The organism is Candidatus Methylospira mobilis (assembly GCF_009498235.1).
GTDB lineage: Bacteria > Pseudomonadota > Gammaproteobacteria > Methylococcales > Methylococcaceae > Methylospira > Methylospira mobilis.
This window is the reverse complement of sequence record NZ_CP044205.1, coordinates 3,311,795-3,337,203: the sequence shown is the minus strand read 5'-3', so window position 1 is coordinate 3,337,203 and position 25,409 is coordinate 3,311,795. Positions and strand designations below refer to the sequence as shown.

The following is a 25,409-nucleotide window of genomic DNA, read 5'->3' as shown; positions in this document are numbered from 1 at the left end:
ACTGTAAAGAAGTTGGTCCACGAAAAACACGAAAAATTTTGAAGATGTACGGCTATGTGTGTATGCGATAAATTTATGTATTTGCTTGTTTTCGCGCCTTTCGTGTTTTTCGTGGGCAATTATAAGGATGAATAAGTATCAAATGACGGTCAAAACAGCAAACGCGTTGAGCGAAGACGAAAACCTGAAATCGCGCAGCCGTTTTCTGCGCGGAGACATTGCCGCCGATCTGGCCGATGCAGTTACCGGCGCGGTCAGTACAGGCAGCGGCAAGCTGCTCAAGTTTCACGGCATCTATCAACAGGACGACCGTGATCTGCGCAACGAGCGGCAACAGCAGAAGCTGGAGCCGCTCTATTCGTTTCTGCTGCGTCTTCGTCTGCCCGGCGGCATCTGCACTCCTGAGCAATGGCTCGCTCTGGATGATCTGGCGCGCCGCTACGCTTATCCCTCGCTACGCATCACCACCCGGCAAACTTTTCAGTACCACGGGGTTTATAAACGCAATCTGAAAGCTTTGGTCGCCGGTCTCGCGCAGGCGGGGCTCGACAGTATAGCAGCCTGCGGCGACGTGAACCGTAACGTAGTCAGTCACAACAATCCCTGTCTCTCGTCATTGCATGCCGAGCTGCACCACTGGAGCCGGCTGCTGAGCGAGCAATTTCTGCCGAAAACGCGCGCTTTTCAGGAAATCTGGCTCGATGAAAAACCGGTTGCCGATGCGCAGCCCGAACAGGAGCCGCTGTACGGCGCGACCTATTTGCCGCGCAAATTTAAAATCGGTCTGGCATTGCCGCCGCATAACGATATCGACGTCTTTGCGCAGGATCTGGGATTCATCGCCATAGTCAAACGCGGGAAAATAGCCGGTTTCAACGTCAGCGTCGGCGGAGGCATGGGCATGACTCACAGCGATGTCGCAACCTATCCGCGCACCGCCGACGTGATTGGTTTCTGCCGCTCCGATCAGGTATTAACGGTAGCCGAGCAAATATTGAGCATACAGCGCGACTTCGGCGACCGCAGCAACCGCAAGCATGCGCGCTTCAAATATACGCTGGACGACCGCGGTACCGACTGGTTTCTGCGCGAGTTGACCTCGCGTTTGGGCTTTCAGCTGGAGCCCGCACAAGCGTTTCGTTTCGAACATAACGGCGATCCGCTCGGCTGGGTACAGGGTCAGCAGGGGTTGTGGCATCTGACGCTGGGAATATTAAGCGGGCGTATCAAGGATACGCCGGAAACTGCCTGGCTGGTCGGATTGCGCGAAATCGCGCGGATACACCAGGGAGATTTCCGTCTCACCGCCAATCAAAACCTGACCGTCGCCGGAGTCAGCGCGGACAACAAACCGCGTATCGAAGCGCTGCTTGCCGAACATAGGATACCGCTGCCGGACAACTGGAGCGGTATCCGCCGTCATGCTATTTCCTGCGTATCGCTGCCGACCTGTGGTCTGGCGATGGCGGAAAGTGAACGCTGGCTACCGGATCTGCTTAGTCTGCTCGAACCGGTGCTACAACGCAACGGTTTGAGCGAAGACGCGATCACGCTGCGCGTTACCGGTTGTCCGAACGGTTGCGGGCGCCCTTTTCTGGGGGAAATCGGCCTGGTCGGCAAGTCGCTCGGACGCTATAACCTGTACTTGGGGGCGGGGTTCGCCGGGGAACGGCTCAATAAACTGTATCGGGAAAACCTGACCGAAGACGAGATTGTGGCCGTATTAACGCCGCTGATCGAACAGTACGGCAAACAACGCCACAAAGGCGAGCATTTCGGCGATTTTCTGATTCGCAAAAAACACGTCGCCGCGGTTACAGCCGGACGTGACTTTCATACAGGAGACAACAAGTGAGTCATGCATTGCACGCAAGTGACGATACTGAAATTCATCACGATACACTGACTCATCTCAAACGCCTGGAGATAGAAAGTATTCATATCATCCGCGAGGTGGCTGCGGAATTCGAACGACCGGTGATGCTTTATTCGATCGGCAAGGATTCGGCGGTACTGCTGCATTTGGCTGTCAAGGCGTTTTATCCGGCCAGATTGCCGTTCCCGTTGCTGCATGTCGATACCACCTGGAAGTTCCGCGACATGATTGCATTCCGCGACCAGCGGGCGCGCGAACTGGGGTTGAATCTGCTGGTGCACGTCAACGAGGAAGGGGTGCGTCAGGGCATCAATCCGATAACCCACGGCAGCAGCAAGTATACCGATATCATGAAAACCGAGGGTCTCAAGCAGGCGCTCAATCTGTACCGCTTCGATGCGGCGTTTGGCGGCGCGCGACGCGATGAGGAAAAGTCGCGCGCCAAGGAGCGTGTCTATTCGTTCCGTGACCCGCAACACCGCTGGGACCCGAAAAACCAGCGCCCCGAGCTTTGGGCGCTGTACAACGGCAAGATCAACAAGGGCGAGAGTATCCGGGTTTTCCCGCTTTCCAACTGGACGGAGCTGGATATCTGGCAGTACATCTATCTGGAAAATATTCCTATCGTCCCGCTTTATTTCGCCGAGGAACGTCCAGTCATCAATCGCGGCGGCACGCTGATCATGGTCGACGACGATCGCATGCCGATACAGCCGGATGAAAAAATAGAAATGAAGCGGGTGCGCTTCCGCACGCTGGGCTGTTACCCGCTGACCGGTGCGGTGGAGTCCGATGCGGTTACCCTGCCCGATATTATCCGCGAAATGTTGCTGACGCGAACGTCCGAGCGGCAGGGGCGGCTTATCGATCATGATCAGGCCGGCTCCATGGAACAGAAAAAACGCGAGGGGTATTTTTAATGACACGTCCATCCGAACAATTGATCGAAACGGATATTCTTGCCTATCTGGCCCAGCATGAGCACAAGCAGCTCCTGCGTTTTTTGACCTGCGGCAGCGTCGACGACGGTAAAAGCACGCTGATCGGCCGCCTGTTGCACGATACCAAATCGATTTATGAAGACCAATTGGCAGCCTTGCGGCAGGACAGCGCCAAGTTCGGCACCACCGGAGACGACTTTGATCCGGCCCTGTTGATGGATGGCCTGCAGGCGGAGCGCGAGCAGGGCATTACCATTGATGTAGCCTATCGCTATTTTTCCACTACGCGGCGCAAATTCATCATAGCCGATACGCCGGGGCATGAACAGTACACCCGCAACATGGCGACCGGGGCATCTACCAGCGATTTGGCGGTCATTCTGGTCGATGCGCGCAACGGCGTACAGACTCAGACCCGGCGTCACAGTTTTATCGTCTCGCTGCTGGGTATCCGCCGTGTGGTGGTTGCGATCAATAAAATGGATCTGGTGGATTACCGGCAGGATGTCTACGAACGTATTCGCAGCGACTATCTGGCGTTTGCCGGGCAGCTGCCTCCGGGCGACATCCGTTTTATTCCGCTTTCGGCATTAAAAGGCGACAATGTCGTCAATCGCAGCGCGCATTTGGCGTGGTTTGACGGAGCGCCATTGCTGGAGCTGCTCGACACCATAGACATCGGCGTCGATCAGAACCTGAGCGACTTGCGTTTGCCGGTACAGTACGTCAATCGTCCCAACCTGGATTTTCGCGGTTATTGCGGCACTCTGGCGGCAGGTACGCTGAAAAAAGGCGATCCCATACAGGTATTGCCTTCGGGCAAAACCAGCCATGTCAAATCCATCGTAACCTATGACGGAGAACTGGAGGAAGCTTCTTATCCCCAGGCGATTACCGTCACGCTGACTGATGAAATCGACATCAGCCGCGGCGATCTGCTGGTGCGTACCGACCAGGTTCCGCCGTTGCTGGACAGCCGTTTCATTGCGCATATCGTCTGGATGACGGAAACAGCGCTAACGCGCGGCAAGCAATATTACTTCAAGCATGCGACCCGCACGCTGACCGGGGCGATAGCCGAAATTCAGTACCGCATCGATGTCAATACACTGGAACAGTTTGATGCTGAGCAGCTGCAATTGAACGAGATCGGCCTGTGCGAAGTGGTATTGAACGCCCCGCTGATTTTCGATGCCTATACCTGTTGCAAGGAAACCGGCGCTTTTATCGTGATCGACCGCTTGAGCAATATCACTGTCGGCGCCGGTATGATCGTTGGCGCGGCTAACCGGCGGGATCGGGTATTTCATCCGGTCGGCGCGGAAGAACGCGCGGCGCGTTTGAACCAGCGCGCCATAACGCTGTGGCTGACCGGAAACGGCGCTGCCGATATCGCTGCTCCATTGGAGCGCCGTCTGTTCGAACGCGGCTATTCCTGTTACCTGCTGGACAATTCGCTGGTGAGAGAGCAGGCTTTTATGGTGGCGCAGCAGTTAAATCAGGCAGGTCTGGTTGTGATCGGAGCAGTTGCAGGCGATGTGCCGGATGCCGACGAACGAAATATCGTTCTGGATGCTGAATATATCGACATGGCGCGGATTACCGAGTTGCTGAGCCCGTTTGCGGGAACTACGGTGGCGGATAAGGATTTTATTATTTGACATTAATCCCATGGGGGGAAGGCAATCATGTCCAGAGTTTATAATTTCAGCGCGGGTCCGTCATTTTTACCTGAATCCGTACTGTTGCGTGCGAGGGAGGAATTTCTGGACTGGCACGGTACCGGTATGTCGGCTCTGGAACTGAGTCACCGCAGCGAGGAGTTTATCGGCATTGCCGAGCAGGCAGAGTCCGATTTGCGCGAAGTGATGTCGATACCGCCAAACTATAAAGTGTTGTTCCTGCATGGCGGGGGCACCGGCCAGTTTGCGGCTGTACCGTTGAATCTGCTCAGCGAAAACAAGTCCGGAGCGTATATACATACCGGCTACTGGTCGGGCATGGCGATTGAGGAGGCCAGACAGTTCGGCGAGATTCATGTGGCAGCCAGCGGCAAGGACTCCGGATTCACACTGATTCCGCCGCGCGAAAGCTGGGTGATTCCGTTCAATGCCGCCTACCTGCATTACACGTCGAACGAAACGGTTAACGGTGTCGAGTTTCATACCGTTCCCGATGTTGGCGACGTGCCGCTGGTATGCGATTTGTCGTCGAACATACTTTCGCGCAGCGTCGATGTCAGCCGGTTTGCAATCAGCTATGCAGGCGCGCAGAAAAACATGGGACCTGCCGGCGTAACCGTGGTCATCGTGCGCGATGACGTCATCCGGCATAATCCGCACGGCGTTCCCAGTATACTTGATTACGAAAGACAGGCGGCCAGCGGTTCTTTCGTCAATACGCCGCCGACATACAGCTGGTACTTTGTCGGTCTGGTGCTGGATTGGGTCAGGGAGCAGGGCGGGGTGGATGTGATCGAGCAACACAACATACGCAAGTCGCAAAAACTCTATTCCGCTATCGACGCATCGCCGTTTTATTCCAATCCGGTGCCCACAGAATTCCGTTCGCGCATGAATATACCTTTCCATCTTGCCGATCCATCCCTTGAAAAAAAGTTTGCCGCGGATGCCAGGGCTGCCGGTCTGACGACGCTGGAAGGACACCGCTCGATCGGCGGTATTCGCGCCAGTCTTTACAATGCCATGCCTGAAGCAGGTGTGGACGCCTTAATTGCATTTATGGCTGAATTTGAGCGAAAATACGGATAATTTTCTAGAATCTGTTGACATAATGCAACTTATGAATTAATTGGTTGGCGTCATGCCGTCAGAGCCTGCCACAGACTTGATCCGGGGGATGTTACTCTGAACCCCTTTCCCTGGCGTCTGGATTCCGGCAATCCATGCCGGAATGACGGTTTCTCACTTTTTATCAATCGTAACTCATTGATATAATCCTTTCTCTTTTCACGGTAACGTCAACAGAATCTAAGTATTGGTAACTATTCAGTTACAGGCTCTGGGTCTACGGATAGGGCTGTCTTAACGCGCGCAAGGCTGTCGGTAGATCAACTGCGCAGTGAATCCATTCACATGGAGGCTCGTCTCCGGTATCCTTGCCGCAGACGGTCTCTTGCGATCGTTATTCGTAGCCCTTTTTTCAACTTCACGCTCGGTGGCACTGAATAGTTACAAGCGTTGTGGAGATGACTGCGTTTGTAAACGCTTACCGTTCCAATTGGCTTATCAGAAGCTGCGTTTTGCTTCTCAGGAAGCAGTGCGTGGTCTTTTTTGTTGATGTAGAAGCGCCCTGCGTTTGCAGAAATGCCTAACGTGGGCTGTTTCGAAGCGCGCGCTACGCGCGCCTCCATTTCATGACGTGGTTTTTGTCCTTATTTTTATGAGTTTACGATTGGATAGGGGTGAGTCTTTTTCGTGTATCGGTTATGGCATGGAAATCGCCTGTTTACTATTCGAGGGCGTCCTATCATAGTAAGTGAATCCGGAGGACTCCAGGTATGTTTATATCCTCCGCATAAAATAAAGTGGACTTTTGTAATATTGTAATAATTGACAAAGGCCCGACGCATCAGCATATTGATACTGATTTACCGCTATCCGGCCGGTCGATCACTGCTTCGTATTTTTGTATTTGCCTCCCTGCAGTCCGAGGTTCAACGAGCTAGGTGGAAGCATGGGAAGTACTACCATAATCATCATTTCACTTTCATGACTCGAAATATCCTGCGTGCGGACATTCAAGCGCTTTTTGTGAAGTGTTGTATATGATTCAGTTAGTTGATGGTTAATACTTGCAAGGTAAAGGTAGGTTGAGTCGATGAGCAATTTTGTATTGGAAGCAATTCATGGGTTACATGGATATTCGCACGAGGATGCCGGTGTTATCAGCGGTTTTTTCGACGATCCGGAAAGCGCCAGCGTCTGTGCGCAGCGGCTCCGCGAGTCTTGCGGGGTTGATGTCGAGGTTTGTGGTTGCCAGTTAAGCCGCATCAACAGACGGCATCATACACCATCAACATTATCCGGCTTAGCTGGAGTATCGACATTTAGTAAGCGAATCAACTTAATCGTCGCGGTTCCCATCCCTTTTGTCCTGTTGTTGGCTTATTAAAGCGCCCCCTGTTTTCTATGGGAGCGGATAGCGCGCTGCTCCGGATTTGGGGGCTCGGCGTTTTCTGTAGTGTTGCAAGCGTTTTCGGTTGAGATATTATTTATATTGAAAAGACGTAAACATATTTTTATTTATTCTGCTATTGTTTTATTAACTGATTTAAAATGCATAACGACCAATCAATTTCTGTCAGGAGGAAACATGGCCGCCATAGAGGTTACCGAAGATATGATTTTCCAGTGTTTTGCAGCCGCAGAGCAACGCGAACAACGCGCTAAAACTGCAGAGTCTTTTATTGATGTTGAAGAATACGAGGGTAAGGTCATGTATCCCGAATTTGCGCGCTGGGCGGAAAAGGCCGGGTTCCCGAAGTTGGCTACCTTGTTCCGCAAGGTAGCCGGAGAGGAGTCCTTGCATGCCGTCTGGTTAAGGGATCTGTACCGGGAAATCGGCGTTCCGACGCGCGGTGAGGATACGCAACGCGCCGTTGACGCATTGCAGACCATACAGCAACGGTGCGATGCGCTGCTGGCGCTGAATCCGACATCGGTAATCGAAAAAGCATTGCGCGTCGCGCTGGCGGTGGAAGAGCGCGAGTATGCCAATATTTATCCGGGTTTCCGCGATCAGGCTAAAGCGGAACAGGACGAGCGTGCCTCCAGAGTTTATCAGAAAGTCGTTGATTCGGAGCGGCAGCATGCCGAGTGGTTCCGCGCGGCCCTGCATGAGTTTCCGTCGGCGTCCGCCGTACCTGTTTGATAATACAGTTTTGAATCAAGAAGTAAGGCTCAAATGGTGGCAGGCGTTAAACCCTGCCATCTATCTGATTTCCGTTCTTCCAGGCGTTGCCGTCTGGTTGCTTGTTCTACCCTCGGGGAATTCTCTGCTTGCGCTGTTGGGAGCGACGCTCGCCGTCACATTATTGCAACACGCTATTAATCTGTTAAATGACGAGGCCGACTGGCGTCTCGGAGCCGATATTGAAAAATCGGATTCCTGGGTGTACGTCCATCATCAGAACCTGGGTCTGGTGAGGCTGCATGGCTGGCTCAGCTTTCTGGGCGGAACTGCGCTGGGGCTTGCGGTTCTGTTGTGGAGAGAACACCTGGATATATTGATACCGGCTATTCCGTTGGTTGCTCTTGGTTATCTTTATAATTCCGGTAAGCGGCCATTGTCGTATACCTGTCTGGGCGAATGGGTAACCGGCCTGTGCTACGGACCCGGCGTATTCGGCGGTCTCTGGCTGGTTACTGGACAAAGCGCCAATCCTGGCATGTTGTCAGGCGCGCTGGCCTTCGGATGCCTCGCCGTCGCGTTGCTGCTGGCGCATCAGCCGACGCAGATGCGGACGGACCGCCTTGCCGGAAAACAATCTTTTGCTGTTCGCTATGGCGCGGATATAACATACCGCTTTGTGCGAATTCTTTTTTTTATGTTTCTGCTGGCCTGGGCGTCGGCGTTGGTTTTTCAGCAGGCGGGGCTGGTTACGACTGCTATTGATATCCTGTTTTCATGTGTTTTTTTTGTCGTACGGTTGAAAAAACCTCCAGATTCCAAGTATCTATTGCTTTCGAGCAGTGTCTTGTTTCTTACGCTGGCGCTCATTATTCGCTCATAAAAATCGCGTGCAACCTATTGGTTGTTTAATGCATCCGGGATGTACCCATAGCGGAATCCGGGAGGCGGAGCCTGCTTTAGCCCGCGAAAGAGCCCGCTCCCGCGTAGTCTGTTCATTCGAAGATTATATTGCAGTCTCTTTTCCCGGTGCGTTTTGCGTAGAAGGCTCTAATGATCCGAATAGTGACACCGATTAAAAATTACTATTTGATATCGAACCGGATAAAAACCGCTGTTTGGTTCATACCAGAATCCGCTCTATGCCGCCGTTCGAAGCGCCGGCGATATAACGCTCCATCCAGTCCTCGCCCAGATCGCGCGCTGCGGAAACCCGCAGCACAGATAACCGGGCGGCAGCACCGTCTACACGCCCAGATCGTACAGCATCGCCTGCGTCGCCAGTCCCACCTGCGAAAACAGGCGTTCTGAGCCGCAGCCGGGAAAATAGAACACCGCCTCGGAGTCGATCTGCGTTTTTTGGCGGTCGCGTATCACCGGCACGATCTGATTGTCTTCGATATCGAGCAGTGCGCGCGCGGTTTTACTGGGCAGCTTGCCCGGCATCTTGCGGTTGGTGAAATGAATGACTTGTTCCAGCACCGGCGCTTTATCGTGCGTGGCCGGCGGGTGGGCGGTCTGCGCCTTGCCCCATGGCGCTAAAAACGCATGCCTCAGACGCTGGCCTTTATAACCTCACTCGATCAGCAGCGAGGTGGCGAGTATCTTGTTGCGCGGCGAGTACAGCAGATTGGCATGCGGCACATGGGTGGTGCATACCGGCTTGCATTTGCCGCAACGCAGACAATCCTTGACCGCATCGGCAATCGCACCGATATCGCTTTGCTGCATGATCAGCGATTCGAAACCCATCAGGCTGAACGACGGCGTGTAGGCATGGCGCAGATCGCCGCCCGGCAGCAGCTTGCCGCTATTGAAACGCCCTTCGGGATCGATGCGGTTTTTATAGGCAATAAACGGTTTTATTTCATCCGCTTCCAGAAACTGGAGCTTGGTGATGCCGATGCCGTGCTCGCCGGAGATTACCCCGCCCAGCGAACGCGCCAGCGCCATGATGCGGGCGACGGCCTCGTTGGCCTCCTGCAGCATGGCGTAGTTTTCCGAATTGACCGGCAGATTGGTATGCACGTTGCCGTCGCCGGCGTGCATGTGCAGCGCCACGAACACGCGGCCGCGCAGAACCCCCCTGTGCAGCGCTTCGACGCGCTCCAGCACCGGACGGAAGGTGTCGCCCTCGAAAATCTCCTGCAAATGCGCGCGTATCTCGTTTTTCCACGAAGCGCGCACCGAATAATCCTGCAGGCGATGAAACAGGGTAGGCCGGTTGGTGTGATTGGAAAACTCAGCGGGTTCTATGCCCAGCTCGGCGAACTTGCCTTCCGCCTTGCTCAGCGGCGTATCGAGATGCTCGTAAAGCCATTGCCAGCGCCGGCGCACCAGCGACAGCAGCTCGAGCGCATTGCCGCGGCGATCGCCGATCACCTCGTCCTTTTCGAGGTTGGACTCGTATTCGCGCAGCGGCAGTTCGCCGGCAAAAAACTCGGCCAGGGTTTTGCACAGCAGCAATTTATTGCGCAGCGCCAGTTCGATATTGATACGCTCGACGCCGTCGCAGTACTCGCCCATGCGCGGCAACGGAATCACTACGTCCTCGTTGAGCTTGAAGGCATTGGTATGGCGCGCAATCGCGGCGGTGCGCGCGCGATCGAGCCAGAATTTGCGGCGCGCTTCCGGGCTGACGGCGATAAAGCCTTCGGCGCCGCGCCCATTGCACAGGCGTATCACCGCGGAAGCCGCCAGCGCCACCGCGTTTTCGTCGTCGCCGACGATATCGCCGAACAGCACCATCTTCGGGCGTCCGAAACGCTGCGCCTTGGTGCCGTAGCCCACCGCCTTGACGTAGCGCTCGTCCAGGTGTTCGAGTCCGGCCAGCATCACCCGTTGCGGACCCTCCTTCGGCAAACTGTCCAGGTAGTCGCGCACCTCGACGATGGCCGGGACCGCTTCGCGCGCCTGACCGAAAAATTCCAGACAGAACGGTCATTGCCAACTTCATCCGTGACCGCCGAATCATGCCGCTCCTCTTTCCGGATTGAGTGTAGATGAGTTATGGGGAATTCGTCAGAATTCCTGCGTATTTCTGCGGTTGTTGATCAGGCAGTATGTCATCAGCAATGTTGTGTGTTTTCGCGCATGGCTGCGGGGAGTTTAACTACTAAAGTCAGTATATGTTTTCAATATCATATATATCAGTATGTTCTATCATGGTATGTTAAATGCTAAATACGTGATGTCTTCTTTATGTCACGCCTTGGTCATATGGGTGTCGCATAAGAGCAATAAAATAAAATGCTAATCCATGAAATTTGAGTGGTTATTCCCCCTGATTATTGATGTGCTTTAATCAGCGTCTGCAAGGAACTGTTGTCATGCATAAAGCCAGCGTATCACCGATCCATTCTCCAGAGTTTACCGAATTGTGCGAACTGTTTAATAAGCTTGAACAACCTTATGGCCTCAAGGAGATTCTTCACTTCAATCAAATTTACGAACGTATCTACTGGAACCTGCGCCGAGAGGAAAGAAGGCGCGCGGAAATGTTGGTAGACAGTCTGATTGACGGCCTCGAAACGGCTCATCTGGCGGCCAGGATTTTCGGCGTAGTCTGAAAAATTCAAGCCCGTATAGCCTATTGATGATTATTCATTCCGGGAGCGGATTTTCCCGGCCAGAGTTTCGCCATTTTTTGCGCAACCTGATGGGACATGCTAGGTTCTGTTGACATTGGCAGGCGCCCTCAGTGAAGCTGGAACCATTTCGAAAATGGCTGACCGACTCGACATTAGCGCCGAAGACTGTAACGTTATCTATCCCATACTGGTTAAGCATCGGCATGTCCGGTCGACGTCCGAGGAACAGTGCCAAGCCTTTCTGGTCGCCGTTCTGCAAATTCTTCGATCTGGTTCGCAATGCTGTTCGCTGCCGGAAGCGCATGGCAAGTGGAACGCCGTGTTCAAGCGTTTTTCCCGCTGGAGCAAGCATGGGGTTTGGCGGTCGCTGTTCGCCGGATGCATCCATCATCCTGATTTGCAAAGCGTGTTTATCGATTCCACCATCAACCGGGCTCATCCCTGCGTCGGTGGCGCGGCAGGCGGCAACGCCGGGGACGAAGCCTTGGGACGATCGAAGGGCGGGTTCGGCACCAAAATTCACGCTATCACGGATGCCTTGGGGAACTCCCTCGAATTCGTGCTGACCGGAGGGCAGGCCAGCGACATCGGACAGGCCGAAACCTTGCCGGCGCTGACGCCCAGCGGGTGCGCGTGCGTTTGTCGGCGACAAAGGCTATGACAGCGATGCGCTCCGTAGAGATGGTTATGCACGACAGCGCCGCGCTACCCACGCTGGGAGCGCTGAAATATCTGGGCGTCACCCTTGCCGTGGATGATTTCGGTAGCGGCTATTCCTCGCTTAGCTGTCTGAAAAGATTTTCGATCTATTATTTCAAGATAGATCGCTCCTTTATTATCGGTCTTACCGAAGATTCCAACGATGTCGCCATTGTTTCCGCCATTATCGTTATGGCTGATAGTCTGGGGTTAAAGGTTATTGCTGAAGGTGTGGGTAAGGCTGAGCCGCTGGTTTTTCTGGTAGGGCGGGGCTGCGACTAATTCCAGGGCTATTATTTCAGCAAGCCATTGCCTGAACAGGAAGTGACCCTGCTTTTGCACGCTATGTCCCGTACCTGAAGGGTTTCGTCTTTTATCGTTGCCGTTGCAAGTTGTAAAACAAGTTGCATAGACAAACGAAATAAATGATGATCTTCACGACCGGCGCCGGAAAACTGCAGGCTATTCACTGCAGGACTTTGCGCCCGGCAGGAGCATCGGGATATGACTTTGTTTGACGAAATCGGCGGCTTTGAGACTCTGAAACGCATTAATAAGGCTTTTTACGATAAAGTCTATGCCCACCCTTGGCTCGGACAATATTTTAAACTGTTACCCCGTGAACAAATCGAAAAGCAGCAGGCCGATTTTATCGCTCAAGCCATAGGCGGCCCGGATAACTATCGGGGCAAAGCGGTCATCAGCGCGCACTTGCATATCTTCATCACCGAGGAACTGTTTCAAATCAGGGAAAGCCTGCTGCAGGCGGCTTTTCAGGAAACGGGGGCTCCTGCCGCCTTGATCGAGAAATGGAACAAAATAGACCAGGCATTTAAGCCTGCGCTCATCAGCCGGTCAGTCGCAGAATGCAGCCCGCGATTTCCGGGCGACGGGATACTGAGCTTCTCTGCTCCGGAAAAGACAAGCGCAATAAAATAAGCGATCCGGTTAACCTCATTGCGAAACGCCAGGGAAACGCTTCAGGTTATCCAGATCCGCAACAGCAAGCGGATGTCGGGCGGCTTGCCGACGAGGATAATTGAAATCAACGGCGAGCAAGCGAGTTATGAAATTCGAGAGGCAAGGGGGTTGCTGCCGCAGCTCACATATACTCCTTGCACACCCCGTTCAACACGTGGTCGGTTTCCTGTTTTTCATCTTCCTGGGTTACCACGGAAACTTCCGGCTAAACATCCGAACACTTGGCAGTATCGATCCATACCTGATTGCAGAAATTTGCACTACGGAAAGGGTGATCGTACCAGCTACCACACATTTCATTGACGAACATACCGGTTTTGATATTTGAAACGTCGGTTTTTTCCCTCAAGAAAAACCTCCGGGTAAGCTTACGGCAGAAACATCGAGCTCAGATAGTGTGAGAATTTACATGTGTTAACGAGAGGCCAAAGCGCATTCTGCATAGTTGAACTACCTGCGGCGTGGCAAGGAGTCTGTCCACGAAGAGGATAACTAAGCTTCAACCGCTATATATTTATACACCCTGTCTGTGAACTTCAGCGCCAATCAGATTAAATGTTGATGTGAGTTTTAATGGGTCTGAATTTTCTACCGGGTTTCCAGGCGCGCCAGGGCATTAAGTACTCCCCAAGCAATTTATCCGACACCATGAAATGTTGATACAGCCACTCATCCACGAAAGCCACGGTCTCCGCCGATATATCGGCATGCCAGCTATCGATCCTGTCCTGAAAATCTACAGCAGTTTCTATAATATTTTGATGTTACGGTAAATGATCGGAAGAAAAAGCGTATCCGTGTTGTTTCATCAGCGCTTCCTCCATAGTGAAATGAAAAGCGATGAATTCAATTGTTTCCCCCAGAACCCCGGCTATAATGTCTGCGGCATCTCCATTGCGCATATGCTCATGCAGGTCATTAATCAGTTGCGCCAGCTTCTCATGCTGTTCATTAATTTCCGCGACGCCCACGGAAAAAGAAAGTCGCTCCAGGTAATAAAAGGCATAGCTCCTCCGCAACATACCGGATAGCGGGTAAAAATTTATTACGTTTTAGAGGAAATGAACGAGACTTATCGACGTGTAACCCGTTTCAGACCACGCCAAAAATCCTGCAAGCCAGAGAGGGTGCTTCGAGCCCGTCAATCAGCTCATCCACGAACATTTCGGCGCGTTTCTTTTCTTCGTTTCGAAGATTTGTATAGACGCGTTCGTAAATTTGATTGAAGTTGTAAATCTCGTTAAAACCATAAGGCCGCTCCAGTTTGTAAAATGTATTCTGTAACTCTACAAACTCGGGAGAATAGACCGGTAATAATCTGCTTTTATGCATGTCGCCTCCAATAGAGATGCGGGGAGCCGCTGATTGAATGGGAATGTGCTGACCCTGGTATGAAAGTCTATAATTTATCGTGCAGTGTAGAGTCTGAGTCTGCACTGTCATAGATACCGCAAGTTCAGTATAAATAAGTATTTTCTTAAGCGAATACCCTGTTTGGGCTAATTTTGAAAAATTAGCCCCTATGCCGGCAACGAATGGCGTGCAGGCGGTTCTCAGGCTGAGTCCAATGCTGCTGGGTATGGGCGTTGTTGCGCTGGTTTGTTGTAATTGGCGATTACAATCTGATTGTGGAATCTGGTTGGCAGCATACTAAGGCCGGCCTGCACATCTAGCCGGCCACGTCATTCGCTCTATTTGCAGACTGTTAACATATTCGAAATTTTGCTTGCGTGGTTGGCATGGCTGAAAGCGCCATCCCGGCTTCTATCCGCCGGGTTGCCCTCTAACGGACCAACCCGCTGGAACAGCGTAGCAACCGGCCTGAAAGGCAGTGCCACCTGATTGCGTCCGTGCTCCTTCGCCAGATACAGGCGCTTGTCGGCCTCGGCCAGCAGATCGGAGGCATCGCGTTCCGGGTCTAGGCCGGGGATGCTACCGGCAACGCCCAGACTCAGCGTAACAATCGGAGCGGTCGGGCTGTGAGCATGAGGAATGGCCAGCGCCTCGACGTCTGCGCGAATCGATTCCGCCACCCTCCAGGCATTGGTCTCCGTGACGTTCGGCAAAATGACGACAAACTCTTCGCCTCCATAACGGGCCACAAGTTCACCGCTACGCTGCGCTTGAGCTTCGATCGCGCACGCCACCTTTTGCAGGCAGGCGTCGCCGGCCTGATGCCCGTAGCAGTCATTGTAAGCTTTAAAGTCGTCTATATCGGCCATGATCACCGACAGCGGAGAATTCTGGCGTAAAGCACGCAGCCACTCGACTTGCCAGACTTCATCGAATTTACGCCGGTTGGCAAGACCGGTCAAAGCGTCATGCTCGCTTAAATCGGTCAGCTTCCGGTTCGCCTCATCCAGCTCACGCGTACGTTCCAGGACCAGCCGCTCCAGGTTTTTGCTGTACGCGGTCAACTGCTGTTCGGACGCCAGCAAGGCGCGGTTGGCGTATTCGGCGCGCTTGATTGCCTCACGCAACAGGCTGTTCATAGTCTGCAATTGCCGCTGGGTAATTGACAGGCTCAAATGCGTTGCAATACGCAGCAACACTTCCTGGGCGTTCAGCGGTTTGGCCACATAGTCGACCGCACCCAATTTGAAGCCCTTGATTTTAGCTTCCGTGTCCGTCATGGAACTGGCAAAAATGACCGGAATATCGCGTGTTTGTTCATTTTCTTTCAAACGCCTGCACGTCTCGAATCCATCCATGCCGTGCATACGGATATCCAGTAATATCAGTACGGGCGGTTTGAGCTGCGCCGAGCGCAACGCGAGCTCGCCATTGATGGCCGGGCGCGCCCGATATCCGGAATGGGTCAAGATTTCCACCAGAAAACGGAGATTTTCCGGAGAGTCATCGACCACCAGAATATCGCCAGCGGATGTCAGTTGGTTGTGATCTAGAATCATAGGGATATCCCTGCATTTCGTCGTTTTTCCGTTGCTAGGTAATCATGGCTCACGCTTCCTGCATCCCCATGCCCCATCGCACGCTTTACCTGGCAATCGGCGCTCAAAGCAGCTTTGAGGCCCTGGTTATGATCAACTCAATTTCAATTTATAAAATAATTACTTGCATTAAAAGTCGACACTGAGAGCTTAACAGTAAATCATCCATTTGAGGTATTCAAAGTGTTTTATGACGTCGATTATGCTACAAAGGAAGCGGCATTCAGCGAAGTTAAAGGGGTGCCGGAACAGTCTACATTTGTCTAATTCATGCTTGACATCACAACAAGGATACACTATGAATACCACAGACTTGGTAACAAAAAGCTGTACTCCCTGTCAAGGCGGAATACCGCCTATGGCCTGCGAAATAGCGGAAACCTACCTGGGCAATGTACCCGGTTGGGAGTTACAGGACAATGCGACGAAATTAAAACGGAAATTCCAGTTCGAAAATTTCATGGGCGCCATGGCCTTTGCGCAGAAAGTGGGGATTCTGTGCGAAACGGAAGGACACCACCCCGATATCTGCTTCGGGTGGGGATATTGCAAGATCGTTTTTCAGACCCATAAAATCAACGGCTTGCATGAAAATGACTTTATTATGGCCGCCAAGGTAAATGAAATATCCGACCAGTGAGGGTGTAAATCTCGACAAGGGTAGCGCATCGTAACTTCCACCGGTCCGGAGTATTGGCTCCGGGGAGCAGTTACAACGTTACAGAAGGCCGGTCTGGCCTCATTGCCGTTAAGTTAAGCGGTCATGCCGGCAGGGGTTGGCGGTACCGGTCGACAAGGACGTCGCTTCGCAAATCATCCCGGAACGGCGATTTTTCTCTTGACTTAACGACTTTAGGCTTAGCCTGCCCCGCTATATTGCAAGCAACAATCTCGCAGGGAAAGTGATCACTTTAAATCAGGGGGTTGCCTGTGGAACAGCTATTTTCCGACCCTATACTGCTTGCACGCGTTCAATTCGCCTTCACCGCGTTCTTCCATATCCTTTGGCCTATTCTTACGATAGGCATGTCTATCTTTTTGCTTGTTATTGAGCTGATTTGGCTGAAAACACGCGATCCGGACTATTATTACCATGCGCGCTTCTGGAGCAAACTGTTCATGCTGAACTTCACCATGGGCGTAGTCACCGGCATTCCGCTGGAATTCGAGTTCGGCACCAACTGGACGCGATTTTCCAGCTTTTCAGGGGAGTTCTTCGGTAATGTTCTTGGGTTCGAAGGCGCTATGGCTTTCATGCTGGAGGCCGGTTTTCTCGGTATCATGCTGTTCGGCTGGATGCGCGTGACGTCCGGCATACATTTTTTCTCCACCTGCATGGTGATGCTGGGCGCATCGCTATCGGCATTCTGGATACTGGTAGCCAACTCATGGATGCAAACGCCGGCAGGCGGTCACATTGAAAACGGGCGTTTTCTGGTAGACAACTACTTCGACGCCATCTTCAACCCGAATATGCCGCCCAGTTTTTCTCACATGTGGGTTGCCTGTCTCGAAACCAGCCTGTTCGTTATCGGCGGTCTCTCCGCATGGTATATCCATCGCGGCAGGCATCCGGCGTTTTTTCTAAAATCGTTCAAAGTAGCGTTTATCGCCGCCGCAGCGATAGCGCCGCTGCAAATCATCCTCGGCGATGTGCAGGGACGCGATATCTACCTGAACCAGCCGGTCAAGGGCGCCGCGATCGAAGCGCACTGGGAAACTAATCCGCCGGGAAGCGGAGCGCCCTGGAATATGCTCGCCTGGCCGGATAAGGAAAGAGAAAAAAACGCCTGGGAGATCCAATTACCCAATGTGCTCAGCATACTCGCCACCACCAGCCTGGATGGACAGGTATTGGGATTAAAGGCATTTCCGGTCAATGACCGCCCTACCGAAATAGGAACGATCTTCTACACTTTTCGCGTGATGGTCGGCATCGGCTTTTTCCTACTCGGCCTGATGTTATGGACGCTGCTTGCCTGGGTCAAGGGCAAACTGACGCTGGAGCATATCGGCGATAATCCGCTGTTGCTGCGCTCCTGGGTATGCGCCATTCCGCTCGGCTATCTGGCGACGGAATGCGGCTGGACGGTGCGCGAACTGGGGCGTCAACCCTGGGTGGTCTACGGCATGCTGCGCACTGCGGACGCGGCTTCTCCGCTGCCGGTTACCGGCGTAGCCGTCAGCCTGACGGCATTTGTCGCCGTATACCTGTTTCTGACGGCGGTTTTTCTACTATTCGCCGCGCGTATCGTCAGAAAAGGGCCTGATTTGACGATGACGCTTCCGCGTTTTGACCTTTCCGCCGGCAACGGCGCGTTATAACCCGGGAGGTCAGCGGCATGGAAACTGAAATTCACAACTTACTGGCCAATATCTGGTTTTTCATTATCAGCCTGATATTGATCCTGTACGTCATACTCGACGGCTTCGATCTGGGCGTCGGCATTCTGACCTTGTTCGCCCGCAACGAAGAACAGCGCACGCTGATGATGAGCAGTCTGGGTGGTGTCTGGGACGCCAACGAAACCTGGCTGGTATTGCTGGGGGGCGCATTGTTCGGCGCATTTCCTATCGTTTACGCAACGGTACTGCACGCGCTTTATGTTCCGGTCATGGCCATGCTTTTTGGCCTGATATTCCGCGGTATCGCGCTCGAGTTCCGCAGTCTGGGACGAAACAAGGCATTGTGGAACGTCGCCTTCGGGATTGGCAGTATGACCGCCGCGGCTTCGCAAGGCTTTATCATCGGGGGGCTGCTGGGAAAAATGCCGATAGTAAACGACGTGTTCGCAGGCGGCGTCTGGGACTGGCTTACTTCGTACTCCGTAACAAGCGCATGCGCCGTCGTCGTAATTTATCTGCTGTTCGGCACCACCTATCTGATCATCAAAACAGAAAAGGAAATTCAGGCCGTCAACATCCGCTATGCGCAGATCGCAAGCATGGCGTTGATTGTGCTGCTGCTTATTATCATATGGTGGGTGCCGCGTCTGCATCCCTATGTTCTCGATCGCTGGGCAGGCTCGCCGGTCGCTTTCTCTTGTGTTGCGGCGCTGCTGCTGATGGCCTTTGTGATGATTTTCTCATCACTGCGCAACCGCAGGGAGTTTAGTCCGTTTTTCTGGAGCGTGGTAATTTTTATTCTTGCTTTCAGTTTGATAAGCCTCAGCTATTATCCCTGCATAATACCTGCGGTTATCAGCGTCCAGCAGGCGGCCTCGCCGAGTAAAACCCTGATTTTCATGCTGACCGGCATCGGCATGATGATACCTGTCATGCTGATTTATAATGGTTATCAATACTTCGTCTTCAGAGGAAAAGTCACTTTGAAAAACGTTGAAACCGTGAGCTATTAGTTTTTCACCGTAAACCGTACGCCTTTTTCCATCATCGATTTCAGCCCCTCAAGAGGTGCGTTATGAACAGACCGAGCCTGATTCTTGCAATAATCCTGGGAGTAACAACCATGACGTCCTACGCCGGCGATTGCTGGCTGGATGTTTACGATAAACCCGGACTCGGCGGCAGCCATGTCCGTATCGAAGGTCCGTCCGAGCTGAAGAATCTGCATAAATTGAATAACGAAGAGTGGAGCAACCGCATAGAAAGCCTGAGCACCGGACCTAAAACCAGGGCCATCGCTTTTCGTCAGGAAAATTTCAAGGAGAGTAGTCAGGGGCTGGTCAATCACGGCGACGTCTTCAAGGCCTGGAATGAAAAACCGGAAAGCATGAGCGAGCAGGAAATCGCTGTCGGCCCCGATCATAAGGAACTGCATCTGGGCGAGCTGGGCTTTCACCGCAATATCAACTCGCTGAGCATCAAGTGTACTCCCTAGTTTGCGCCTGGCGCGTCAAGGCGCGGCTTTATAAGGAGCAGAGGCCTTGCGGCGCGCGCAACATTATGTCCGTAGGAGCGGGCTTCAGCCCGCAAGATGCCTGTTATTCGCGAGCTGAAGCCGGTCCCTGCAAAAACCTGCATCCGATGGTTATGCGTACTGCCCATGATACACCCTTATTCATCTTCAGTTCCGGCGAATCGATTAACGAACAGGGCCACCCTAGTTTCGGGCCGGCGCCAGCTCGAAACTTTCGATCCAGCTCAGCGCCGACAGCTCGTCCGACAACTGCGCGATGGAGCACTCTTTGGACTTTCCGAGGCTGGCGATAGTGAAACGCCATTCCTTTTGCCCCGAATTGGCGGTGATGGTCAACGTCGGTGCCAGCAGCCGGTAGCCGCAACGGCCCAGCTCGATATTAAGCAGCGTCTGCTGCGGCGAATAATCGGCCCGAAATTTAAGCGACACCACCAGGGTCTGGTGTCCCGGCAGCAGCCTTTCCAGGACGAAGCCCCAGGTCATATAGCCAACAGAAAGCAGCGCCAGCAACAACGCCGCCAGATAAAAACCGACGCCCATCAGAATACCGATGACCGAAGAACACCAGATCGAAGCAGCTGTGCTCAATCCGCTGATGCTGTAGCCTTCCTTCATGATCACGCCGGCGCCGAGAAAACCGATGCCGGTGACGATGCCCTGAATCACTCGCGTAGGGTCGGCGCTGCCTACGCCGGAGGTGAGACCGCCATACCAGAAATGCGGATATCCGGACATTGCAGTCAGCGCCGCGGACGCCATGCACACCAGACCATAGGTGCGCATGCCGGCTGCGCGTCCGTGATAGGAGCGCTCATAGCCGACCAGCAGGCCGAGCAGCAAGGCGCCCAGTATATTTAAAAAAACCTGCGCATTGACTTCCAGTTGCGGTAGCGTCCAGAAGGAAAAAAGCAGGTTGACGGGGTTATCCATAAAAAAGTTCAAGTTGTGCCTACCAGTGCGAAGTTAACGTCAGCATCGAAAAGCCACCCAGAAAACCCATCACGAACAACAGCATCGCCGCGGACAGCACTGCGGCGATAATCACGATGCCGCCGAGGATGCCGGGACCCGCGCTAACCGGATTTTTGGGGTTGTTATAATGATAATCCCAGTCCGTTTCCGTGCTGATAATGAACATGACGCCTTCGACGACGCCAACCGCGCCCGGCAGACCTGTCCAGCTGAACAGCAGGTAAAACAGCCCCCACCACTGGCCGAGATAAAAACGGTGCAATCCCAGGCTGCCGAAAAAAATCGCCAGCAAGGCGGCGACGAATTTATTTTTGTAATATCCGGACATGGCCTGCCCCGCGGGGGTGAAAAGCTGCCAATCATACGATATTCGAGCGGTAAAAACTGTATGTATGTCTCCAATTTCCGTCGCAACCGTTCGGCGTGAGCTTTTCGATCAAGAGCGAGACAGGCATTGGCGGCTATCCATGCACGCGGAGTTTCCGCGGTATCGATCGCGAAGAGCCGCGCCAGCAGTACAAACAGGCCGAATACGGAGTCGGGGCTGGTATTTTCAACCACGACGCTCATCCGCTCCAGCGCCTGTTTCGGCGAGAGCGGCCTCTGCGGCCATGACGGCCAGTTTTAGCCCGGCAGGGGAATCGATGACAAAACCGGTGGCAGCGGCGTTGATGGTTTGTATCTCATCTATCTTTGAAGGAAATTCCTGAAACGACGGAATGAACAGGCGCGCAAATAAGGGATGTCGATTCGCAGCAAGATGAGGCGCCGCCCTGAATGTTATCAAGCTGTGTCCTGGCTGGGCTGGAGGCGAAACACTGCCGCGCAGCATACCCACACAGTCTGAACCTGGACGAGTAATATTCAAAATTGCGGATGAAAACTGATGTCGTAGTTATACCTGACGGTAAACTGGATGCGCTTGTCGTCCGCGGACATGCCGTTGTAATCGACACGCCGCCCCCACAATAACTCAACCCCGGTCAGCAGCTTCGGAAACGGCGCCCACAGCAAATTGGTTGACGCATACTGTCCTGAATGGAAAGCCGTGGCCAACTGACCTGCACTATTTTGTTGCAGGGTCTCGCTATAACCGATGGAGCTGCTCCATTGATCGCTCCAGTAATGGTCGTAGTACGCCACTACGCCCAGCAGCGGCAAAACTTTTCCTCCGCTCAGGTTGGCGTTGGGCGCGATATCCGCTCCGCCGTCTTCGATATAGGAGGCAATGCCCTTGCCGTAGGCGAGTTGGGTCAGCAGCTGATCCTTGCCGAAAGTCCTGATGCTTGATGAGGCATTAATGCCCCAGCCGAAGAAGTTCTGCGCCGGCTCCCCGCTGGGAACGGCGGTGTTTTGATAGCCGACGGAACGGAACACGCTCGCCAGCTGCGCATGTCCCCATGATGGATCGAGCCGTAACCGCGTGGTCAAATCCGGCAAAGGATTTCGCGGCGTAGCGGTGAAGGTCGCGCTGGAGTAGATATCGGGAATTTTGCCAGAATCGATGGCGGAGTTGGGCGATTCGATCGCAACCGCCACCAGCTTGCCGTTTTCGTTTACCGGCGTCCAGCGGAATTGTGGCTGACGCTGGAAGATCATGCCCGGCGGCCCCCAATAGTCGACGATATTCGGCCATACATCGACATCCATGAAATTGCTCCAGGTCTGACCGATGCCGAACTGCGCGACTTCAGCCCAGATATGACGCAGCCTGAAAGTCGTCTGGCCTGCGTTGGCGCCGACGCCGAACAGATCGAACTCGAACATGGTTTTTACGTCGCCGAACAGGGTAGGGGTCGGCATCAATGTCTTGAAACCGAAACGGGACTGCTTGACGCTCACCATCGTCGCTGCGTGCGTACCGCAACCTGCCTGACCGCTTACCGCGCAATCGACCGGAATCATGGAGGGCCGCAATGTCGCGCTCCAGGCCGGATTCATCGGGTTGGCGTCATAGATGCCGTCGGTTTCCACAAAACCATAGAATTCCAGCGCGATGCCGGAAGGGATGCGCACCGTCTCCCCCAGGCGTCCCGGTTCGGGTTCGGTTTTGAACAGGTCGCCCGGATTTTTCCTTTTCTCTTCCTGAGCGGCTTTCGCAACTGCTTCCGGGTCAAGCAGCGACGACTGCGGCGCGGCTGCCTGCGTTATTGTTTTCTCTTCGAATGGTTTCACCGGCGCCGCCGCGACGGCGACATTTTCAGGAACAGAAGCAGGCCGATTATTGGCCGTATTTCCGGCGCTATCGTCGACTCCCTGAGATTCCTCCTGAGGTATTTTCTCCAGCTCGGCTATGCGGGCATTTTGCTGTTCGATAGTGGTTTGCAGACTTTTCATGCTTTTCTGCATGAGCTGCATCATCGCCTTGAGTTGCCGAATTTCTCCGTCCTGAGTATCGGCACAGGCCGGACCGGCGCCAATTATCCATAACAGCGCAGGCATCACAGTAACCGCGACTTTCATTTCCATATGCTTTGCACTCCCTGAATGCAGCGCTATGCCGGGTTTACGCCGGCCCACAACAACGGTAACGCCCTGGTCAAGCCGCTGAATATCATCTCGACCGCCACCGCAGCCAAAACCAGGCCCATTAATTTCGACAGGATCACCAGACCGATATCGCCAATGACTTTGTATATCAACCCGGACAATGCGAAAAGCAGCGATATCGTCAGGCTGAGCAACAGGAAGATCGAAAAGAACTGCAGTTGCAGAGCCAGGCTATGCGCTTCCTGACTGTAGAGAATGACCATGATGATGGAACCGGGGCCGATTACTATCGGTATGGCCAGCGGACTGACACCAAAACCGATTATCCTTTTTCTGAAATCATGCGCGCTGTTGTCGCCGTCGAATTGCTTGTCCGTGCCGCTGCCCGAGGTCACTATGCTGATGGCGATCAGCAATACGATCAGCCCTCCGCCGATTTTCAGCGAATAATCGTGTATGCCGATACCGTTCAGCAAAGGCTGCCCGAGCACAAAAGCGATAGCCATTACGCTGAACATGGCAAAACCGAATGCCGTCAGTATCAGCGTTTTTTCCGGGCGGCTGAAACGGCGCGTGGTATCCAGATACAATGGAATCGCCACCAACGGGTTAAGCACGCTGAACAGCGTGATATAGATTTGCAAATAGCTAGTCATCGATAGATGTAAACCCAAGCGTAACTGTTCAGCTGCCGTTGTAATCACTGCAGGAGCGGGTTTCAGCCCGCGAAAGATTATATAAAGGCGAGAAAGGGCGATATGCACAGCAAAAATCCGGTCAGCACGATGACGATCAGTCCAGGTCCTCTATACTGTTCCAGCGCCCGGATCTTTAGCACCAGCCATGCCGGTATCAAGCACCCCACCAAACCGAATATCGGACTGGAAATAGAGGTAAAATACAGCACCGGTACATTGAGACGGATCACCCCCCATGCCAGCACGATAATGAAGATCTGTATGCCGTAATTCAGCCACGCCCGATTGATGCGCTCATCCTCGAAACGGCGGCGCAGCAGATTGAGCGCCAGACCGCGGCAGGCATCGTGAAATCCGAGATAAACCCCGAAAAAAGCGGTCATAACGGCAAAAATATTCAGAATGACGCCGAGGACGGTTGATATGCCAGGCGGAAAAAACTGTGCGGCAATTGCCAGGGCCGATACGTTGTGCCGGAACGCTTTTTCCGCTTCATCGTGTCCCAAGGCCAGGGTAAATGAAATCGCGTAAAAAAATACCGTTACAAACAACACGCCAAAAGCGATATTCATTGCGCGCAATGCCTTGAAACGCGCTACTGCGAGCGAATTTTCCTTGGCGCGGTAAGAAATCACCATCGGGCTCAGGGTTTGGATAAATAGAATCGACGTCAGCGTGAACGGCAGCGTGACGATGCTTTGCTTGACCAGCACCGCGGGCGGGTCGAGTGCGCCTATATTGGCGCTATCCCACAATTTAACCATCGCAATACCGAGAAAAGCGACGATACCGAGCTTGGTCAGCACCATCAGCGTCGATATTTTGAAAAGAAACCGTTCTCCACGGGATGCCAGCAGCACCAGCAGGCTGATCAACGCCAGACCGTAGAACGGATTGTCCGATAACAGCCCTTGGGTGACACCGAAGGTGTGTAAATAGGATGCGCTGTCGTTGGTAATCGCGGTCGAGTATACGAATACCCAGATCACCAGCATCACAAAGTACAGCAAACCGAGCGCAACTCCCCAGTTTTTGCCGAGATACCCTGAAATGACCTCCGGGTAATCGCAACAAACATTAGAAGAAGCCAAGGTATTGATAAACAAACGCTGAAATAAATACATGGCCGGATAACCAGCCACCGCCGACAACAGAAAAACCCATAAACCGACCAGCCCGACCTGCACCGGCAGAAATACGATGCCGGCGCCGATCGCCATGCCGATGCTAATTATGATCCACCCCCAGTCGGTTCCGTCAAAACGTGTGGCTTCTTTCCATTCCACTGAAGAAAGCGCTACTGTTGCTGCCGGTCCCCATGGACGGGGCTCATTTCCCTGTATTACTTCCTGGTAATTTGTCATCTAGAAATACTCATGTAAAAACACCCCAAAATCCTTGGAACCGGATTGGAGGGGGAGATAGCGGACAGTTTGGAACCGGCATTCCCTTGCCGGTA

Annotated in this window: 28 protein-coding genes; 15 read left to right on the top strand and 13 right to left on the bottom strand. The window is 53.3% G+C overall.

The genetic code is table 11. From position 1 onward, the window contains the following. The first annotated feature begins 127 nt into the window (after positions 1-127). The 7 genes from cysI to F6R98_RS15195 all read left to right on the top strand — a co-directional run bounded on the left by cysI (position 128) and on the right by F6R98_RS15195 (position 8,572). The gene (gene cysI / locus F6R98_RS15225; protein WP_228124902.1) at positions 128-1,855 is read left to right on the top strand and encodes an assimilatory sulfite reductase (NADPH) hemoprotein subunit; all 1,728 of its coding nucleotides are present in this window, start codon (positions 128-130) and stop codon (positions 1,853-1,855) included. Next, entirely contained in the window at positions 1,852-2,796 is a 945-nt protein-coding gene (gene cysD / locus F6R98_RS15220) for a sulfate adenylyltransferase subunit CysD (RefSeq protein WP_455423466.1), read from the top strand. The genes cysI and cysD overlap by 4 nt, the downstream gene beginning before the upstream one ends. Beyond that, positions 2,796-4,478, top strand: coding sequence for a sulfate adenylyltransferase subunit CysN (cysN, locus tag F6R98_RS15215; RefSeq protein ID WP_153249775.1), 1,683 nt, complete (start codon positions 2,796-2,798; stop codon positions 4,476-4,478). Before cysD ends, cysN begins: the two co-directional genes overlap by 1 nt. Before the next feature lie 27 nt (positions 4,479-4,505). Next, the gene (gene serC / locus F6R98_RS15210) at positions 4,506-5,588 is read left to right on the top strand and encodes a 3-phosphoserine/phosphohydroxythreonine transaminase (RefSeq protein WP_153249774.1); all 1,083 of its coding nucleotides are present in this window, start codon (positions 4,506-4,508) and stop codon (positions 5,586-5,588) included. 1,069 nt (positions 5,589-6,657) lie between these two features. Then, on the top strand, positions 6,658-6,951 hold the full coding sequence (locus F6R98_RS15205; RefSeq protein WP_153249773.1) for a hypothetical protein: 294 nt from the start codon (positions 6,658-6,660) through the stop codon (positions 6,949-6,951). A 201-nt stretch (positions 6,952-7,152) separates the two neighbouring features. Beyond that, entirely contained in the window at positions 7,153-7,710 is a 558-nt protein-coding gene (locus tag F6R98_RS15200) for a ferritin family protein (protein WP_153249772.1), read from the top strand. 10 nt (positions 7,711-7,720) lie between these two features. Next, a complete protein-coding gene (locus F6R98_RS15195) occupies positions 7,721-8,572 on the top strand; it encodes a prenyltransferase (RefSeq protein ID WP_194269968.1) in 852 nt (283 codons plus the stop codon). 240 nt (positions 8,573-8,812) lie between these two features. Here F6R98_RS15195 and F6R98_RS21670 read toward each other — a convergent pair whose 3' ends face one another. From F6R98_RS21670 to F6R98_RS15185, 3 genes are all read right to left on the bottom strand, one after another. Beyond that, positions 8,813-8,911, bottom strand: coding sequence for a DUF3400 domain-containing protein (locus F6R98_RS21670; RefSeq protein WP_194269967.1), 99 nt, complete (start codon positions 8,909-8,911; stop codon positions 8,813-8,815). Positions 8,912-8,934: 23 nt separating this feature from the next. After that, positions 8,935-9,171: a hypothetical protein gene (locus F6R98_RS22130; RefSeq protein WP_228124901.1), complete on the bottom strand. Its 237-nt coding sequence runs from the start codon at positions 9,169-9,171 to the stop codon at positions 8,935-8,937. Positions 9,172-9,264: 93 nt separating this feature from the next. After that, the gene (locus tag F6R98_RS15185) at positions 9,265-10,572 is read right to left on the bottom strand and encodes an FAD-binding oxidoreductase (protein ID WP_228124900.1); all 1,308 of its coding nucleotides are present in this window, start codon (positions 10,570-10,572) and stop codon (positions 9,265-9,267) included. A 446-nt stretch (positions 10,573-11,018) separates the two neighbouring features. Here F6R98_RS15185 and F6R98_RS15180 point away from each other — a divergent pair, with 446 nt between their 5' ends. The 4 genes from F6R98_RS15180 (at position 11,019) to F6R98_RS15165 (ending at position 12,917) form a co-directional block, all read left to right on the top strand. After that, positions 11,019-11,258 (top strand): hypothetical protein, encoded by a 240-nt coding sequence (locus F6R98_RS15180; RefSeq protein ID WP_153249769.1) that lies wholly within the window; start codon positions 11,019-11,021, stop codon positions 11,256-11,258. A 154-nt stretch (positions 11,259-11,412) separates the two neighbouring features. Then, a complete protein-coding gene (locus tag F6R98_RS15175; RefSeq protein ID WP_153249768.1) occupies positions 11,413-11,940 on the top strand; it encodes an IS5 family transposase in 528 nt (175 codons plus the stop codon). After that, positions 11,937-12,260, top strand: coding sequence for an EAL domain-containing protein (locus tag F6R98_RS15170; protein ID WP_153249767.1), 324 nt, complete (start codon positions 11,937-11,939; stop codon positions 12,258-12,260). Before F6R98_RS15175 ends, F6R98_RS15170 begins: the two co-directional genes overlap by 4 nt. Before the next feature lie 222 nt (positions 12,261-12,482). Beyond that, the gene (locus tag F6R98_RS15165) at positions 12,483-12,917 is read left to right on the top strand and encodes a group I truncated hemoglobin (RefSeq protein ID WP_153249766.1); all 435 of its coding nucleotides are present in this window, start codon (positions 12,483-12,485) and stop codon (positions 12,915-12,917) included. Positions 12,918-13,164: 247 nt separating this feature from the next. On the opposite strand, the gene F6R98_RS22840 is transcribed toward F6R98_RS15165, so the two are convergent. The 4 genes from F6R98_RS22840 to F6R98_RS15145 all read right to left on the bottom strand — a co-directional run bounded on the left by F6R98_RS22840 (position 13,165) and on the right by F6R98_RS15145 (position 15,871). Beyond that, positions 13,165-13,308 carry a DUF3391 domain-containing protein gene (locus F6R98_RS22840; RefSeq protein ID WP_153249765.1) on the bottom strand — a complete coding sequence of 48 codons (144 nt, stop codon included), beginning with the start codon at positions 13,306-13,308 and terminating at the stop codon, positions 13,165-13,167. A gap of 415 nt (positions 13,309-13,723) precedes the next feature. Next, positions 13,724-13,981, bottom strand: a complete 258-nt coding sequence (locus F6R98_RS15155) for a hemerythrin domain-containing protein (protein WP_153249764.1) — start codon at positions 13,979-13,981, stop codon at positions 13,724-13,726. A 70-nt stretch (positions 13,982-14,051) separates the two neighbouring features. Beyond that, positions 14,052-14,291 carry a hypothetical protein gene (locus tag F6R98_RS15150; RefSeq protein ID WP_153249763.1) on the bottom strand — a complete coding sequence of 80 codons (240 nt, stop codon included), beginning with the start codon at positions 14,289-14,291 and terminating at the stop codon, positions 14,052-14,054. A gap of 359 nt (positions 14,292-14,650) precedes the next feature. Next, positions 14,651-15,871, bottom strand: coding sequence for a diguanylate cyclase domain-containing protein (locus F6R98_RS15145; RefSeq protein WP_153249762.1), 1,221 nt, complete (start codon positions 15,869-15,871; stop codon positions 14,651-14,653). 337 nt (positions 15,872-16,208) lie between these two features. Here F6R98_RS15145 and F6R98_RS15140 point away from each other — a divergent pair, with 337 nt between their 5' ends. The 4 genes from F6R98_RS15140 to F6R98_RS15125 all read left to right on the top strand — a co-directional run bounded on the left by F6R98_RS15140 (position 16,209) and on the right by F6R98_RS15125 (position 19,751). Beyond that, the gene (locus F6R98_RS15140) at positions 16,209-16,550 is read left to right on the top strand and encodes a 4a-hydroxytetrahydrobiopterin dehydratase (RefSeq protein ID WP_153249761.1); all 342 of its coding nucleotides are present in this window, start codon (positions 16,209-16,211) and stop codon (positions 16,548-16,550) included. A 290-nt stretch (positions 16,551-16,840) separates the two neighbouring features. Beyond that, positions 16,841-18,235, top strand: coding sequence for a cytochrome ubiquinol oxidase subunit I (locus F6R98_RS15135; RefSeq protein WP_153249760.1), 1,395 nt, complete (start codon positions 16,841-16,843; stop codon positions 18,233-18,235). A 17-nt stretch (positions 18,236-18,252) separates the two neighbouring features. Continuing rightward, positions 18,253-19,269: a cytochrome d ubiquinol oxidase subunit II gene (cydB, locus tag F6R98_RS15130; protein ID WP_153249759.1), complete on the top strand. Its 1,017-nt coding sequence runs from the start codon at positions 18,253-18,255 to the stop codon at positions 19,267-19,269. A 110-nt stretch (positions 19,270-19,379) separates the two neighbouring features. Beyond that, positions 19,380-19,751, top strand: coding sequence for a hypothetical protein (locus F6R98_RS15125; RefSeq protein WP_194269966.1), 372 nt, complete (start codon positions 19,380-19,382; stop codon positions 19,749-19,751). Between the two features lie 222 nt (positions 19,752-19,973). Here F6R98_RS15125 and F6R98_RS15120 read toward each other — a convergent pair whose 3' ends face one another. The 6 genes from F6R98_RS15120 to F6R98_RS15095 all read right to left on the bottom strand — a co-directional run bounded on the left by F6R98_RS15120 (position 19,974) and on the right by F6R98_RS15095 (position 25,314). Then, positions 19,974-20,720, bottom strand: a complete 747-nt coding sequence (locus F6R98_RS15120) for an MgtC/SapB family protein (RefSeq protein WP_153249757.1) — start codon at positions 20,718-20,720, stop codon at positions 19,974-19,976. A gap of 19 nt (positions 20,721-20,739) precedes the next feature. Next, positions 20,740-21,090, bottom strand: a complete 351-nt coding sequence (locus F6R98_RS15115; RefSeq protein WP_153249756.1) for a TM2 domain-containing protein — start codon at positions 21,088-21,090, stop codon at positions 20,740-20,742. 225 nt (positions 21,091-21,315) lie between these two features. Further along, positions 21,316-21,549 (bottom strand): hypothetical protein, encoded by a 234-nt coding sequence (locus tag F6R98_RS15110; protein WP_153249755.1) that lies wholly within the window; start codon positions 21,547-21,549, stop codon positions 21,316-21,318. Between the two features lie 77 nt (positions 21,550-21,626). After that, positions 21,627-23,231, bottom strand: coding sequence for a DcaP family trimeric outer membrane transporter (locus F6R98_RS15105; RefSeq protein ID WP_153249754.1), 1,605 nt, complete (start codon positions 23,229-23,231; stop codon positions 21,627-21,629). A 26-nt stretch (positions 23,232-23,257) separates the two neighbouring features. Continuing rightward, entirely contained in the window at positions 23,258-23,908 is a 651-nt protein-coding gene (locus tag F6R98_RS15100) for a MarC family protein (RefSeq protein ID WP_153249753.1), read from the bottom strand. 77 nt (positions 23,909-23,985) lie between these two features. Next, positions 23,986-25,314, bottom strand: coding sequence for an amino acid permease (locus F6R98_RS15095; protein WP_228124899.1), 1,329 nt, complete (start codon positions 25,312-25,314; stop codon positions 23,986-23,988). Positions 25,315-25,409: the final 95 nt, after the last annotated feature.

What these genes read in the sequence shown, in the direction of transcription:
- cysI (WP_228124902.1), top strand. Translation starts at nt 128, where the DNA reads ATGAATAAGTATCAAATGACGGTCAAAACAGCAAACGCGTTGAGCGAA.
- cysN (WP_153249775.1), top strand. Translation starts at nt 2,796, where the DNA reads ATGACACGTCCATCCGAACAATTGATCGAAACGGATATTCTTGCCTAT.
- serC (WP_153249774.1), top strand. Translation starts at nt 4,506, where the DNA reads ATGTCCAGAGTTTATAATTTCAGCGCGGGTCCGTCATTTTTACCTGAA.
- F6R98_RS15205 (WP_153249773.1), top strand. Translation starts at nt 6,658, where the DNA reads ATGAGCAATTTTGTATTGGAAGCAATTCATGGGTTACATGGATATTCG.
- F6R98_RS15200 (WP_153249772.1), top strand. Translation starts at nt 7,153, where the DNA reads ATGGCCGCCATAGAGGTTACCGAAGATATGATTTTCCAGTGTTTTGCA.
- F6R98_RS15180 (WP_153249769.1), top strand. Translation starts at nt 11,019, where the DNA reads ATGCATAAAGCCAGCGTATCACCGATCCATTCTCCAGAGTTTACCGAA.
- F6R98_RS15175 (WP_153249768.1), top strand. Translation starts at nt 11,413, where the DNA reads ATGGCTGACCGACTCGACATTAGCGCCGAAGACTGTAACGTTATCTAT.
- F6R98_RS15170 (WP_153249767.1), top strand. Translation starts at nt 11,937, where the DNA reads ATGACAGCGATGCGCTCCGTAGAGATGGTTATGCACGACAGCGCCGCG.
- F6R98_RS15165 (WP_153249766.1), top strand. Translation starts at nt 12,483, where the DNA reads ATGACTTTGTTTGACGAAATCGGCGGCTTTGAGACTCTGAAACGCATT.
- F6R98_RS15155 (WP_153249764.1), bottom strand. Translation starts at nt 13,981, where the DNA reads ATGTTGCGGAGGAGCTATGCCTTTTATTACCTGGAGCGACTTTCTTTT.
- F6R98_RS15150 (WP_153249763.1), bottom strand. Translation starts at nt 14,291, where the DNA reads ATGCATAAAAGCAGATTATTACCGGTCTATTCTCCCGAGTTTGTAGAG.
- F6R98_RS15145 (WP_153249762.1), bottom strand. Translation starts at nt 15,871, where the DNA reads ATGATTCTAGATCACAACCAACTGACATCCGCTGGCGATATTCTGGTG.
- F6R98_RS15140 (WP_153249761.1), top strand. Translation starts at nt 16,209, where the DNA reads ATGAATACCACAGACTTGGTAACAAAAAGCTGTACTCCCTGTCAAGGC.
- cydB (WP_153249759.1), top strand. Translation starts at nt 18,253, where the DNA reads ATGGAAACTGAAATTCACAACTTACTGGCCAATATCTGGTTTTTCATT.
- F6R98_RS15125 (WP_194269966.1), top strand. Translation starts at nt 19,380, where the DNA reads ATGACGTCCTACGCCGGCGATTGCTGGCTGGATGTTTACGATAAACCC.
- F6R98_RS15120 (WP_153249757.1), bottom strand. Translation starts at nt 20,720, where the DNA reads ATGGATAACCCCGTCAACCTGCTTTTTTCCTTCTGGACGCTACCGCAA.
- F6R98_RS15115 (WP_153249756.1), bottom strand. Translation starts at nt 21,090, where the DNA reads ATGTCCGGATATTACAAAAATAAATTCGTCGCCGCCTTGCTGGCGATT.
- F6R98_RS15105 (WP_153249754.1), bottom strand. Translation starts at nt 23,231, where the DNA reads ATGGAAATGAAAGTCGCGGTTACTGTGATGCCTGCGCTGTTATGGATA.
- F6R98_RS15100 (WP_153249753.1), bottom strand. Translation starts at nt 23,908, where the DNA reads ATGACTAGCTATTTGCAAATCTATATCACGCTGTTCAGCGTGCTTAAC.
- F6R98_RS15095 (WP_228124899.1), bottom strand. Translation starts at nt 25,314, where the DNA reads ATGACAAATTACCAGGAAGTAATACAGGGAAATGAGCCCCGTCCATGG.